Source organism: Rhodobacteraceae bacterium D3-12, from assembly GCA_025916135.1.
In the GTDB taxonomy this organism is placed as follows: Bacteria; Pseudomonadota; Alphaproteobacteria; order Rhodobacterales; family Rhodobacteraceae; genus JAKGBX01.
Genome location: CP104793.1, coordinates 4,084,225 through 4,098,737 on the forward strand (window position 1 = coordinate 4,084,225; position 14,513 = coordinate 4,098,737).

12 protein-coding genes are annotated in these 14,513 nt (G+C 60.1%); 2 read left to right on the forward strand and 10 right to left on the reverse strand.

Annotation, left to right across the window (positions count from 1 at the left end; genetic code table 11):
- The first annotated feature begins 24 nt into the window (after window positions 1-24).
- A complete protein-coding gene (locus N4R57_20040) occupies window positions 25-768 on the forward strand; it encodes an SDR family oxidoreductase (protein ID UYV37215.1) in 744 nt (247 codons plus the stop codon).
- Between the two features lie 9 nt (window positions 769-777).
- Here N4R57_20040 and phnN read toward each other — a convergent pair whose 3' ends face one another.
- From phnN to N4R57_20085, 9 genes are all read right to left on the reverse strand, one after another.
- Window positions 778-2,817 carry a phosphonate metabolism protein/1,5-bisphosphokinase (PRPP-forming) PhnN gene (phnN, locus tag N4R57_20045; protein UYV37216.1) on the reverse strand — a complete coding sequence of 680 codons (2,040 nt, stop codon included), beginning with the start codon at window positions 2,815-2,817 and terminating at the stop codon, window positions 778-780.
- 36 nt (window positions 2,818-2,853) lie between these two features.
- Window positions 2,854-3,690, reverse strand: coding sequence for a carboxylating nicotinate-nucleotide diphosphorylase (gene nadC, locus N4R57_20050; GenBank protein ID UYV37217.1), 837 nt, complete (start codon window positions 3,688-3,690; stop codon window positions 2,854-2,856).
- A 69-nt stretch (window positions 3,691-3,759) separates the two neighbouring features.
- Complete coding sequence (locus tag N4R57_20055) at window positions 3,760-5,670, reverse strand: TRAP transporter fused permease subunit (GenBank protein UYV37218.1); 1,911 nt, start codon at window positions 5,668-5,670, stop codon at window positions 3,760-3,762.
- Window positions 5,671-5,776: 106 nt separating this feature from the next.
- A complete protein-coding gene (locus tag N4R57_20060; GenBank protein UYV37219.1) occupies window positions 5,777-6,763 on the reverse strand; it encodes a TAXI family TRAP transporter solute-binding subunit in 987 nt (328 codons plus the stop codon).
- Between the two features lie 358 nt (window positions 6,764-7,121).
- On the reverse strand, window positions 7,122-7,568 hold the full coding sequence (locus N4R57_20065; GenBank protein ID UYV37220.1) for a MarR family transcriptional regulator: 447 nt from the start codon (window positions 7,566-7,568) through the stop codon (window positions 7,122-7,124).
- Window positions 7,569-7,652: 84 nt separating this feature from the next.
- Window positions 7,653-9,416 (reverse strand): AMP-binding protein, encoded by a 1,764-nt coding sequence (locus N4R57_20070; GenBank protein ID UYV37221.1) that lies wholly within the window; start codon window positions 9,414-9,416, stop codon window positions 7,653-7,655.
- 20 nt (window positions 9,417-9,436) lie between these two features.
- Complete coding sequence (locus N4R57_20075; protein ID UYV37222.1) at window positions 9,437-11,845, reverse strand: amidase; 2,409 nt, start codon at window positions 11,843-11,845, stop codon at window positions 9,437-9,439.
- A 3-nt stretch (window positions 11,846-11,848) separates the two neighbouring features.
- The gene (locus tag N4R57_20080; GenBank protein UYV37223.1) at window positions 11,849-12,565 is read right to left on the reverse strand and encodes an ATP-binding cassette domain-containing protein; all 717 of its coding nucleotides are present in this window, start codon (window positions 12,563-12,565) and stop codon (window positions 11,849-11,851) included.
- The gene (locus tag N4R57_20085) at window positions 12,558-13,589 is read right to left on the reverse strand and encodes a branched-chain amino acid ABC transporter permease (protein UYV37224.1); all 1,032 of its coding nucleotides are present in this window, start codon (window positions 13,587-13,589) and stop codon (window positions 12,558-12,560) included. Before N4R57_20085 ends, N4R57_20080 begins: the two co-directional genes overlap by 8 nt.
- Before the next feature lie 30 nt (window positions 13,590-13,619).
- On the opposite strand from N4R57_20085, the gene N4R57_20090 reads away from it, so the two are divergent.
- Window positions 13,620-13,805: a hypothetical protein gene (locus N4R57_20090; GenBank protein UYV37225.1), complete on the forward strand. Its 186-nt coding sequence runs from the start codon at window positions 13,620-13,622 to the stop codon at window positions 13,803-13,805.
- Here the strand turns inward: N4R57_20090 and N4R57_20095 are convergent.
- Window positions 13,777-14,499 (reverse strand): branched-chain amino acid ABC transporter permease, encoded by a 723-nt coding sequence (locus N4R57_20095; protein ID UYV37226.1) that lies wholly within the window; start codon window positions 14,497-14,499, stop codon window positions 13,777-13,779. The two genes, N4R57_20090 and N4R57_20095, sit on opposite strands and share 29 nt — an antisense overlap.
- Window positions 14,500-14,513: the final 14 nt, after the last annotated feature.

The following is a 14,513-nucleotide window of genomic DNA, read 5'->3' on the forward strand; positions in this document are numbered from 1 at the left end:
CCTGTGAACAGGGAGGAAAACATCATGACCACACTCAACGGCAAACGCGCATGGATCACCGGCGGCGGAACAGGCATTGGCGCGGCCTCTGCCCGGATACTGTCCGAAGGCGGCGCCGAGGTGATCGTCTCGGGCCGCCGCCAAGAGCCGCTGACCGAGGTTGCAAGCGAGATCACCGCCAATGGCGGCACCGCCAGCACCCTGCCGCTCGACGTCACAGACTCCGCCGCCGTCAATCGCGCCGCTGAATCGCTCGGGCAAATCGACATTCTCATCGCTTCGGCCGGGCTGAACGTGCCGACCCGCTCCCTGACGCAAATCAGCGACGCGGATTGGGACACAGTGGTCAACGTAAACCTGAACGGAGTGTTCTATCCTGCTCGCGCCGTGCTAGCCGGGATGCGTGAACGTGGCGGCGGACAGCTTATCCTCGTCTCCTCATGGGCCGGGCGTTATGCCTCGCGGCTCACTGGCGCGGCCTATAACGCGACAAAACGCGGGCTGATTGCCCTGTCCGAGTCGATCAACGACGAAGAAGGTGCCAACGGCATCCGCTCAACCGTGGTCATGCCCGGCGAGGTGGTCACCGATATCCTCAAGACCCGCCCGACCCCGCCAAGCGAGGACGAAATGGCCCGTATGTTGCAGGTTGACGACCTCGCCGCGACAGTGCGGTTCCTGACCGAGCTACCGCCGCGGGCCTGCATCAACGAGATCCTGATTTCGCCCACGTGGAACCGCTTCTACCAAGGGTTCGGCGAAGCCTGAGGCCCCCGCTTATGCCCAGGCGCTGACCACCGGCGCGGCCAGCCCGGCGCGCTCGCGCGCTTCCTGCAGACCCCTCTGGCTCGAGGAATGCACGCGCAGGATCGGCTGCCCGGCAGTCATCTTGCTACCGACATTGGCCAACAGGTAAATCCCCGCCGCCTTGTCACGCGGCGCCCCTGCGGCGCGGGCAATGGCCGAAACGGTGCGTATGTCGATCGCGGCGATCTCTCCGTCGCGCTCCGCGGTCATTTCCCACGAAAATTGCCCCGGAACTAGGTCGCTCTTATGCGTGCCCTGATGCTCGGAAATCTGGCGCAGTTTTTCCAACGCCGCACCCGATGTAACCAAATCACGCGCCACATCGCGTCCGCTGCCCGGCGCGACGCCGCCAGCCCACTCAAGGATCTTCGCAGCATAGTCCAGCGCCTTGTCCAGCAGGTCTTGCGCTGCGTCCTCGGCGTTTTCCAACACCTTGAACACGTCACGCGTCTCAAGGATCGGACCAATCCCCCGCCCAATGGGCCGCGTCCCGTCTGCAAGGTTGACGCGCGTCGAAAGGCCAACACCCTCGCCCACTGTTTCGAATAACAGCTTGAGCCGCTCGGCCTCTTCCATCGTTTTGGTCTTGGCCTGCGGTCCCACCGGCAGATCAATCAACACATGGGTCGATCCTGCGGCGATCTTCTTGGACATAATCGACGACACATCCAGCAGCGATGAAGACAGCCCAAGCGGCCGGTTAATCGCATTCATCACGTCATCCACCGGCGAATGGGTCAAGCGTCCGTTCCACGCGATGCATGCGCCGGTCTCGCGCACCACACGCTGCATTTCCTCCGGCGTCAAATCAACCCGCGCGATCACCTCCATCATATCCGCCGTCCCCGCCGCCGATGTGATCGCGCGCGACGATGTTTTCGGCATGGTCAGGCCAAAGGCCGCCACGATTGGAATGATGATCGGCGTAATCCGGTTGCCCGGAATGCCCCCCATGGAATGCTTGTCGACGACAACATCAGCATCCCACACCTGTTTATGGGCATAAGACGCCCGCGCCTTGGTTAGCGCCACAACCTCCTCAATCGTCAGGTTGGTCGAGGCTGAAACAAGAAACCCGGCGATCTCGGAGGCACTGAACCGCCCGTTCACAAGGTCATCCACAAACCCCGTCATTTCACCGGGCGAAAGCTGGCCACCGCGCACTTTCTTTTGCAGAACTTCACGGCTTTTGGGCGAAGGAGAGCGTTCAATGCTCACAACATCACCCATGTCGATCCCCAGCGCAGTGATGGCGGACCCCGACAAGGCGCATTGATCCGGGCCGACCAACTCGGCCTCTGAGGTCCAGCCCAACTCGGCCACGGTGGTCTTGCCAGCGGCACAGATGCTCACCCGCTCCGACCCGGCCAACAGCCGCGCGGCAATCGGATTGCCGCGATTAACAAGGCATACTGGCTTCGCACCAAATTCCACCGGGAAAGAGCGCACATCAGCATGCAGGTTGCACGAGCCCGCAATCAGATCAACCAACCCCGCGATACCCTCTTCCACGGTGCCGTCATTGAGGATCTCAAGCGCGCCATCCTGCGGTGTGGGGTGCTCGACCATCCGCGCCAACCGCTTGGCGATTTCTGCCTCGTTCTCACGGCCCCGCGCGCGCAATCGCGTTTCAATCACCGATGGCGACGCCGAGATATAGGCAACCACCACGTCGTTTAACTTGTCGCGAAACGCCTGAACCTCATTGCGCGAGGTGTTGAGCACCACGTTGATCCCGGCGGCGAGGTCATCCTCGACATCCGCCGGAATTCCATAGCGCAAGCCATGCGCGCCCCAGTGATGCTGGAACGCGCCATCCGCCAACTTCTGGTCAAACGCCGCATCGGTCGCGGCGATATGATCCTCGCCTCCGGCGTCCTCGGGCCGGGTGATGACCCGGCGCACAAAGCGGAACCATTTGCTGCCAGACAGCCGCGCCCGCGCTCCATCAAGCAGGGTGTCTTTCCCCACCCCGCTTGGACCCACAACAAGAAACAGCGTTCCCGGCACGTTCCCTCCGCTCAGCTTTGGTTCATTCGTTTGCGTTCACACATCGTCCAACCCAATATCAACACAGGTCGCCGATTGCGTGATGCGCCCGACCGAGATGTAATCAACCCCGGTTTCCGCCTTGCCGCGGATCGTATCCAGCCGCACACCGCCCGAACATTCCAGCGGGATACGCTTGTCGACGATCTCCACCGCTTCGGCCATGTCCTCGTTGCTCATGTTATCCAGCATGATGACATCCACACCCGCCGCCAGCGCCTCTTCGACCTGATCCAGCCGGTCGCATTCAACCTCGATCTTGGTCAGCATCGGAGCATCCGCCTTGGCGCGTTTCACCGCAGCTGCAATGCTGCCCGCCACGGCGATGTGGTTGTCCTTAAGCATGATCCCGTTATCAAGCCCCAACCGGTGGCTCCGCCCGCCGCCACAGACAACGGCGTATTTTTCGATCATCCGAAGGCCCGGCGTGGTCTTGCGTGAATCGAGCAGGGTCACTCCCGTGCCCTCGATTTCCTTGACGTATTGCGCGGTCAGCCCGGCAATCCCGCACATCCGCTGAACAAGGTTCAACGCCACCCGCTCGGCCGTCAAAAGCGCCTGCGCGTTGCCGGTAATCACGGCAAATGTCTCGCCGGTGGCGACCAGATCACCGTCTTTCTTGCTCGTCTCAAATGTGCAATCAGGGTCCATTTTGCGGAACACCATTTCGGCGATCTTCAACCCCGACAGGATGATCGGCTCGCGCGCATTCATGCCAAACTTGGCCACCGCATCGTCATCCACCATGATTTTCGCGGTCAGGTCGTAATAGTTCACGTCCTCATCCAGCCAGAGGTCAATCAGCTGATTGATCTTTCGAAGGTCCAGCAACATCCTGTCGTCCTTTCGTTTGTATACTAACGTAATTATCAAAGTTCATCGTGCGATCAAGCATCGTCTTTCTTATGCATGTCGAAGTTTTCGTACCTGTCCAAAACACACTACCAACAGCGCACCCCCCACAACCGCACCAGCCAGCTTGAACATCGGGTCCGGCACAGTCAGCGCCGCCGCGCTGGCAAACATCGCCAACCGCACTGGCATCGAGCTTGCACCCTGCCAGCTAATCTCGCTCGCCGTGGCGACGATCACACAAGCCAGAACTGTGGCAAGACAGATCACAAAAGCCTCTAGGCTGGCGAACGGGCTTAGCACCTCGGGATTGATGACAAACATGAACGGCACGACAAAGGCGACCACCGAAAAGCGCATCGAAATCACGGCAATTCGTAACGGATTCGCCTGCGCAATCGCCGCCGCCGCATAGGCCGCCACCGCCACCGGCGGCGTCATCGCTGACATCACAGCAAAATACAGCAAGAAGAGATGCGCGTTCAGCTCCTGAAACCCGTAGTCATTGACCAAGGTCGGCCCCACAAGAACAGCGGCAAGGATATAGGCGCTCGGCGTTGGCATCCCAAGGCCAAGGATAATCGTAACCACCGCGCTCAGCATCAAAGCCAGCATCACGCTGTCTCCGGCAAGCGAGAAGGCAATGAACGAAAACTTCGCCGCCAAGCCGGTCATGGTGATCCCGCCAATGACAAGTCCCGCCGCAGCACAGGCACCCGTCACGCTCAGCATCCTGATTGCCGTATCCGACAAGGCCTCGATCGTGCCCTTGATCCCCAACCGCGTTTCGCGCTTGAAAAACGACACGGCCCAAACCGCAATCGCGCTCGCTGCGGCCACCATCGTCGGCGAATAGCCCATCACCAAAAGGGTCACCAACGCGCCCAGCGGCAAGAGAAACTGCCAGCCCTTGCGCATCGTCTCGGCCAGAGTCGGCACCTCGCTCGTATCCAGTGGCGCAAGGTTCAGCGCGACCGACCGCAAATGCACTTGGATAAAGATCCCAACGTAATACAGCACCGCCGGAAGCAACGCCGCCAGCACGATCTCGCCATAGCCCAGCCCCGTGACCTCGGCCATGATGAACGCCGCCGACCCCATCACCGGCGGAAGCAGGCTCCCCCCGGTCGAGGCCGCCACTTCGACACCCCCGGCCAGCTCGGGCTTATAGCCCAGCCGCTTCATCATCGGGATGGTGATCGACCCGGTCGCAACCACGTCTGACGTGGGGCTTCCCGACATGGTGCCAAACAGCGCTGATGACGACACCGCAATCTTGGCCGGTCCGCCCACAGACCGCCCCGACAAGGCCGCCGCAAGCCCAAAAAAGAAATCCCCGCCGCCTGCTTTCTCAAGGAACGTGCCGAACATCACAAAGAGAAACGCATAGGTCGCCGCCACCCGCACCGGCACACCGAACAACCCGTCAGTGGTATAGATATTGATATCAACAAAATGCCCGAGCGAGATAAACCCGTGCCCCAGCTGACCGGGGATGAGATGGCCAAACAGGTTGTAGAAAATGAACGACACCACAATCAGCGTTAGGAAAACACCCACTGTCCGCCGTGTGATCTCTAACGTCAAAAGGATCAGGGCGCCCGCCATCACAAACTGATCCATACGCAGCTCGTCCAACAGGCTGATCCGGCTTTCCGTCTCTGGTATCTTGATGATGAAATAGGCCGCACAGGCCGCTGCCACCGCTGACAAGGCCCAATCAATGACCGTAGGCTTTTCGCGGTGCGACTTGTCCGTTGCGCCGATCACAAGGAATGACGGCACAAAGATCAGCGACAGGAAAATCACCGTCAGAGATAGCGCATCAACCCGCGAAATCGTCGCCGCCCACAACACCCAAAGCGTGAACATCGCGGTGTATAGGCGCACTGCCAATTGCGTCCACCCACCCAAGGTGCGGCGGCGTCCGGTCGAAAACAAAAGAGAAAGAAGACTGCTCATCTGGGCCTGATCGCTCTGTTCTTGCGCAGGATTGCGCGGCCTGGATTTAATCAGCCGGACCCCCAAGGGAGATTGCAAGCCCGGCTGATGTCACGTCGCGTTTCGTTTAGTGACCCGCGCTCTTGATCAATTCCGCCGAAACCGGATGGTACGGGAACTGGTCAATCGACGCGGCAAGCTCAAGCGTGAAGGCACCCATCGCTTTGTGGACACCTTGAATCTCTTCGGGATGCTGCAAAATCGCGGTCGTAACCAGCTTGATAAGCTCGGGATCGGCCGTTTCCGACGCGATCAATGCCGCCTGCGCGCCAAAGGTTTTCACGTCGTGATCCAGCCACTCATAGGCCCCCGCCGGAATGGTCACAGCCTTCGAACCATAGTCCTTTTGCATCTGGGCAATCACATCGTCCGGCACGGACAAAAGCGTCACCTCGCGGTTTTTGGCAATCGCCTTGATGCTGCCGCTGCCCACGAACGTGGCGTTCACCCATGAGTCGGCCTTGCCGTCCTGCATGATCTCGGATGCGGTTTTCGACCCTTGGAACTGAACGCTACCGCCGTTCTTTTCCAGCATGTCAAAGGTAACGCCCGCAGCGCCCAGCGATTTCTCGGCCAGGATCGACGGCAAAATCCCGCGCCGGTTCACCACAAGGTCAAAGCTGCCACCGAATTTCGCGAAATCCGCGATCGAGGTGATTTTGTTGGTTTCGGCATAGCCCTTGTCGGTCACCCATTGCATCGGCGCCCAATCATAGAGCATCGACACCGCGGCCACACCGCCGGTTGGCTCTTTGAACGGCGCTTCGCCGCGACCGGCAATCACCACCTCGCCGATATGCACGATGGCAAGGTCGCATTTGCCCTGCTTGACCTGCACGATATTGGCAAACCCGCCGCTCGACGTTTGATACGTCACGGTCGAGGTTTCGTCGATCTTGCGCACGGCACCGTCAAGCCCGGCACCAAGAAGCGACCACAAGCCACCGGGGCTGCCACCGCAAAGCGTGATATTGGTTCCGGCCCACGAGGCCCCCGCCGTCAGCGACAAGACCGAGCTCAGCGCGATAACGGAATTCCGAATTTTAGCTTTCATGTTTTTTTACTCCTGTTGGCTATGGAATTTATTTTCTTATTATTATCGTTAGTATACGAACGGTCCTTCCCGACCTGTCAATGGTTTTCTTGATTGCCCGCTGTCCATAGATCGAACATCGTGAAAATTAACGATTTCGCCCATTCCCTAGGCGCACAACACCATCAACGGTCTAAAATCCGCCTATGACGGTGCACGCCCGCTGATCGGAAATTCCCGTGCTGTTTCAACATCCGAAACAAAACGCCCCGTCTCGCACGCTACGCTGCGCGCCAAATTTCGAATCAATGTGCTATCTCGGGCCGTCTACCCTAACCGCCACATCCTGCCGGGCATTCACTCCGGCCCGCCGCGCTGCCTATCCCAGTTTCTTGAGCAGGCGCAGGAACACCTCCTGCTCGCGCGCGGTCAGCGGCTTCAATGTCTCGCGCGAAATCTCATGCCCCGCAGCGCCCAGCGTTGTCATCAGGCCCTTGCCCTTGTCGGACACCGACAAAAGCGACCGGCGCTTGTCGTTCGGGTCGGCCTTGACCTGCACAAAGCCCTTCTTGTTCAGCCGGTCAACCACGCCCTTGATGGTGGCAACATCCATCGCCGTCCGCCGCCCCAACTCGTTTTGTGAACACTCACCCAGATGCGCCAGCCGCACCAAGGCGGCGAATTGTGTCGGGGTAAGCTCGAACGGCGCGTGTTTCTGAAAGATGATCGCGTGTTTCTGAACCGCCAGCCTCAGAAGATAGCCAACCTGCTCATCCAGCCGATAGGGCGCATCAGCGCCGCTTTTCTGCTCCACATCGCTGCCCAAGCCCGTTCTCCACCAAGTAACTCCACGCGCCAATACGCACGGCGCTCGATACCCTATGCGTTGCACAGGCATGGATACAAGCGTTCAAACCGACGCATCCCCCGATAGAACCGCGATCATCTCGTCGCGCATGACAAACTTTTGCGGTTTTCCGGTGATGGTCATCGGCAGTTCATCAACCACGTGAAAATGGCGCGGGATTTTGAAATGCGCGATCTGCCCCTGACAATAGCCCCGCAGCTCCTCCGCGCCGACGCTGCTGCCCTCCTTGGCCACGACCCATGCGCACACCTCCTCACCGAACTTTTCGTCCGGGATGCCAAACACCTGCGCCTCGCTCACCTCCGGGTGGCGGAACAAAAACTCCTCGATCTCGCGCGGATAGATGTTTTCGCCGCCGCGAATGATCATGTCCTTGACCCGCCCGGTGATCGCGCAATAGCCCTCGTCGTCGATCACCGCCAGATCGCCGTTCATCATCCAGCCATCGCTAATCGCCTCTTGGCTCAGCGCCGGGTCATCCCAATAGCCCTTCATAACGGAATACCCGCGCGTGCACAGCTCGCCCTGCTCACCGGGGGGCAATATCGCGCCCTCGGCGCTGACGATGCGCACCTCGACATGCGGGTGGATGCGTCCCACAGTGCTTACCCGTTTTTCCAACGGATCATCCGTATGGCTTTGGAACGAAATCGGCGCTGTTTCCGTCATGCCATAGCCGATTGTAACCTCGCCCATGTTCATCCGGTCCATCACTGCGCGCATCACCTCGATCGGGCATGGCGCCCCCGCCATCATTCCGGTGCGCAACTGGCTTAAATCGCGTCGCTTCCGGTCCAACTCGTCCAGCAGGGCAACAAACATCGTCGGCACACCATAAAGCGCGGTGCAGCGTTCCGCCGCACAGGCATCCAGCGTGCTCGCCGCCTCGAACCCCTCACCGGGCAGGACCATCGCCGCGCCCTTGGTGATACAGCCGAGCGTGCCCAGAACCATGCCAAAGCAATGATAAAGCGGCACCGGAATGCACAACCGGTCAGCCTCGCTAAACCGCATCCGGTCGACGGTGAAAAACGCGTTGTTGATGATGTTGTAATGGCTCAGCGTCGCCCCTTTCGGCGCGCCAGTGGTGCCCGATGTAAACTGAATGTTGATCGCGTCATCCGGGCTCAAACTCGCGGTAATCGCATCAAGCCGAAGCTGCTGTGCCGGTCCGCCCAGCTCGGCCAATTGCGCAAAACGCCACGCGCCTTCGACCGGCTCATCCCCCATCACCACCACATGCCGCAAATGCGGCAGCTTGACCGATCTAAGCCGCCCCGGCGCACAGCTTTCCATTTCCGGTGCCAGCGTGCGGATCATCCCAAGATAGTCTGACGACTTGAATGTCCTCGCAAGGATCAACGCCTTGCACCCCACCTTGTTCAGCGCATATTCCAGCTCGGACAGGCGATAGGCCGGGTTGATCGTGACCAACACAACCCCGATCCGCGCCGTAGCGAACTGCGTCAGCACCCATTCCATCCGGTTGGGCGACCAAATCCCAAGCCGGTCCCCCTTTTCAAGGCCCATCGCCAACAGACCCGAGGCCAGCTTGTCGACCTCGCGATCAAGGTCATAATAACTCATCCGCACGCCTTGGTCGCAAAACACCGCCGCATCGCGCGGACCAAACCGCGACACCGTATCGCGCAATACCTGCGGAATGGTGGCATAGCGCAGCGCCGGCACATCCGGCCCCCGCACATACGACCGCCCGTCGCGCGGGGTCAGGTCGGCCTCGGCACCACTACGATCGCTGCCGAACCCGGCAATCCGGTCTGCAAGGCTTTCGTTCAGAATGGTCATGGCACCGTCCCTCCCCTTGGTTACATGTTGCGCCAGTCACCGCTTTGCTCAAACGCGTGCGCCGCCTGGTAAATCTTCATTTCCGTGTAATTCGCCCCAACCAGCATCATGCCAATCGGCAACCCTTCGCTCAGCCCACAAGGCACGCTCATCGCGGGCAAGCCGCCATTGAACGGCGCAGTGTTGGGCACCATCTCGAACGCCCGCTGCACATAAAGACTGATCGAACAATCGGCTGGCGGAATCTCCTGTGGCTTCTGCGGCACGGTCGGCATCAACAGCAGATCATATTGCTTCAGCGCGGCCGCATAGCGCTCGTTCACCTTGCGCATGATGTTCTGGCCCTTGCCATAGAACCGCCCGCGATATTGCGTCTGGAAATGCTCGCCCACGAACATGCACGCTTTAAGCGAATGGCTCAGCTCATCGGCGCGGTTCTTCCACTGCGCCATATGGTCCGTCATCGACGGAAGGAACAGACCGCGATAATTCGTGCCGGTCGAATTGCCCCACATCATCGCATCCTGAAGCCCCTCCAGCGTGATCGCGGTCCACGCATCCATCGCGGTGTAATGCTCGGGGATCGACACCTCTTCGACTCGCGAGCCCAACTCGCGGAACCGCTCGGCGGCCTGCATGACCTTGTGATCCACATCGGCCTCGGAATTGGGATGGGCGAACCCTTCCTTGAGAATGCCAATCCGCAAGCCCTGCGCGCCCCGGCCCAGCGCCTCGGTGTAACGATAGGTCTTGGGCTTGTATTGCCGCGGGTCCAACCCGTCTTCACCCGCCAACACTTCAAGCAAGAGCGCATTATCCGCGACCGTGCTTGTCACCGGGCCAAGGTGGTCGATCGTCTGCTCAACCGACATCGCGCCGGTGTATGGCACCAAACCATGTGTCGGCTTCATGCCGTAAACACCACAGTTCGACGCCGGAATCCGGATCGAGCCGCCCTGATCCCCTGCGATGGCCATGTCCACCTCGCCCGTAGCGACCAAGGCCGCAGACCCGCTCGAAGACCCACCGGCCATATATCCGCGCTTCCATGGGTTATGCACCGGCCCTTTGGCATTGGTGTGCGACCCACCGGAAAGGCAAAAGTTCTCGCAATGGGACTTGCCCGCAATCACCGCACCGGCATCCAGCATCCGCGTCACGATGGTCGCGTCGATTTCGGGGGTATAGCCCTCCATGATCGACGACCCGTTCATCATCGGCACCCCGGCAAGACAGATCGTATCCTTCAAGGCAATCCGCTTGCCGCGCAACGGGCCGTCCGGTGCACCGCGCACTTCGGTTTTGACATACCACGCGTTCAGCGGGTTATCCGTCGGGTCCGGGAAATGCCCCGGCGAGCGGGGATAGCGCACTTCGGGCAGGTTGTCTGGCATCGCATCCAGCCGATCATAGGCCTCCATATAAGGCTCGATGATTTGCGTGTATTCCATCAGGTCCTGATCCGAGAGGCTCATGCCAAAGCGGTCAGCCATGCTGCGCATCTGCGCAAGTGTCGGGCGTTTGATACTCATTGCGGTCCCCGTTGAGGTGGTGTGCATTTGTGGTTGTGACGGCGCGCGCGCCGGGGCCGATTGCGGCCCTGTGCCTGCCGGAAATGTCGGAATGCTCTCTGCGGCGCGAACCGCGGGTTGCGACACGGTCGCGCGCGCTGGCCCACCGCTGCCCGCCCGCGTGGCCCGTGCGGCCCCAAACCCAAGGAACTGATCCACCTTGGCCTGATCTCCCAGATCGGCACGGCTCAACGCGCCGCTGATCCGGCCGCGTTCCAACACCAGAACCCGATCGCTCAGATCGGCGATGAAATCGAAATTCTGCTCGACCAGCAGGATCGACAAGCCCCGCCCCTCGCGCAGCTTGTGCAGAGTCTCGGCCATCTCCTCGATGATCGACGGCTGGATCCCCTCGGTTGGTTCGTCCAGCAACAGGAAGTCGGGATCGCCCATCAGGCACCGCGCCAGCGCCAGAAGCTGTTGCTCGCCCCCCGACAGCGCCCCGCCCTCGCGGTCGAGCAAGCGTTTCAGCCGGGGAAAGTCGCTTAGAACCGCTTCCATCACATCATGCTCGGAGGCACCCGCATAATCATGCCAGGCAAAGCGCAGATTGTCCTTTACCGACAGTTGCGGAAAAATCCCGCGCCCCTGCGGCACATAGCCAAGGCCAAGCCCTGCGCGCTCATAAGGCGACATTCGGGTGATATCCGTCTGGCGGTATCGCACCTGCCCCGACGTGGCTGGCAAAAACCCCATCACGGTCTTGAGCAGGGTCGTCTTGCCCATGCCGTTGTGGCCTAGAATGCCAACCACTTCGCCTTCGCGCACCTCGGCATCAATCCCATGAAGGATCGGCACGCGGCCATATCCACCTGACAGGCTCTTGATCTCCAGAACGGTGGTTTGCTCGTCACTCATCGCTCACGCCTTCTTGCCCAGATACACGTTGCGCACCGTCTGATCGGCCATCACCTTGTCGACGTGATCCTCCATCAGAACCGCGCCTTGGTGGAACACCGTCACCGTCTCCGCGATCGAGCGGATGAACTGCATGTCATGCTCAACGATCACAACGGCGGCGCTTTTGGTCAGGTCGTGGATGATCCCGGTCATCCGCTCCACATCCTGCGCACTCATCCCCGCCGCTGGCTCATCCAAAAGCACCAGCCACGGATCACCCACAGTCACCAAACCCAGCTCAACCCGCTGCCGCTCGCCATGCGCCAGGCACCCCAGATCGGTCCGTGCAATCGACCCTAACGCTAGGCGATCTATCATCTCATCCGTGCGCGCCCGCGCCTCGGCCGCGTCGTGAAACCGCCGCGCCGCCAGCCAGATGTTCTCATGCACGCTCAGCGCATCCATCACGTTGGGCGTCTGCGTCTTGATCCCAACGCCCAGCGCCGCAATCTGGTGTGGCTGCCAGCCCGTCACCTCATCCCCGCGCATGAAAATCTGCCCCTCGGTGGGTGTCAGCAGCCCGGTCACGCATTTGAAGAACGTCGATTTCCCCGCGCCATTCGGCCCGATCAAACACCGCAACTCACGCGCGCGCAGTTTGAAATCCACGTTTTCGCTCGCCACCACGCCGCCGAACCGCATGGTCAACGCATGGGTCTCCAGCACAACCTCAGCCATGTCGCGCCCTCCGCACCCGCCGCGCCGCATGCACCTTGCCCAATGGCCTCCGGCCAAAGCTGATCTTCCACAGGCTCGCCAGCGCGGGCACCACGCCTTTGGGCAGGAACAGCACGAACAGCACAAGAATCAGCCCGGTGATAAGCGTGTTATCCACCATCGACTGCTGCCCCAGCATGAACTTGAGATAAGCCAGCCCCGCCGCGCCCAAAATCGGCCCGAACCGCGTGCCAAGCCCGCCAACAATGCACCAGATGATGATCTCCGCCGACTGCCCCAGCGAGAAGAGGTTTGGGGTGACGATCTCACCCCAATTGGCAAACAACGCGCCAGCCAGCCCCGCAATCGCCGCACCAACCGCAAACAGCACAGTTTTGCGCGCCGCCACGTCATAACCCATCAGCGCCATGCGGGTCTCATTCTCGCGAATACCCACGGCAATCCGTCCAAAGGACGAGCGCAAAAGCCATGTCACCAACAGGTAAACAATCACCAGCGCCACGGCACAGACATAGTAATAGGGGTCACCCCAAATATACGCACCTGGGTCGCCCGGCACGTTCAGCGTCTGAAACCCCGGTATCCCGTTAAACCCGCCCAACCGCGCGTTACCGATCACATATTGTGGTCCAGCGGTCGAGTTAATGAACTTGAACAGGATCAGCGTCACAACCAGCGTAATAACGCCGAGGTATACATCCGTCAGCCGCCCGTAAAACATCATCGCACCAAGCAGCGCGGCAAACAGAGCAGGCACCAAAACGGCAAGGATCATCGGAAGCGTGCTCTCGCCAATATTGATCGCCGCAATCGCATAGGTATAGGCACCCAAGCCGAAAAACGCCGCCTGCCCGAAACACAGTATCCCGCCAAAGCCCCAGATCAGCCCAAGGCTGAACCCCAGCATCCCGTAAATCACCAGCACGGTCAGGGTGTAGGTGCTGATCGCATAAGGCAGCAGCCAGATCAGAACCGCCGAAACAATCAGGGTGGTCACGATGTCTTTGCCCAAACGCCCGCCCATCACAGCTTACCCTTGAAAAAGCGCCCGGTGATGCCTTGCGGCATAAGGCGAAGCAGAACCACGGCGGCGATCAACAATGCGACCTCGCCGATTACCGGCGATATGGCGAAGGTGAACACTTGGCTGACCACGCCAAACGATGTGGCCGAACTCACCAAGCCCGCGATCAACGCAGGCCCGCCCGCGATTACCGTGATGAACGCCTTGGCGATGTAGGCCCCCCCGATGTCGGCACCAAACCAACAAGCGGCGCAAGAACCGCCCCCGCCAAACCCGACAAAGCCGAGCCACAAAAGAACGTCGCCATGTAAATCCGGTCTGGGCTATAGCCCAGCGCCGCCGCCATGTCAGAGCGTTGCATCGTGCCGCGTGCGACCAACCCGGCGCGCGTGCCTTTCAGCACGGCCAGCATCGCAATGATCAAAACCACCGACACGACGATAATGAAAAAGTTGTAGCCGTTGATCTGATACCCACCAACCGCAAAGCCGGGGATCGGCGTTGAAATCCCTGTGGTGGTATTGCCGAAAATCATCGTCGCTAAACCGACGAAAAACAGGCTCAAGCCCCATGTCGCCAGCATGGTATCAACCAACCGCCCATAAAGATGCCGGATCACCAACCGCTCTACGATCAGCCCGATCAAGCCGACAACCAGCGGTGCAATCACCAACATGGCCACAAACACATTTATCCCTGCGTTCACGGCGGTGATGGTGGCATAGCCGCCCATCATCATAAACTCGCCATGGGCAAGGTTGATGACCTTCATCATCCCGAACACCACAGCCAACCCGGCGCTGATAAGCACCAGCGAGGCAACTGCGTAAAGCATCTCAATGAATATGACGAAACTCAGGTCCATAATCTCCGCCCGGTTGGTCAGAAGGAAGGTAATGCGCGGGGCCACCAAAAGGCCGCCCC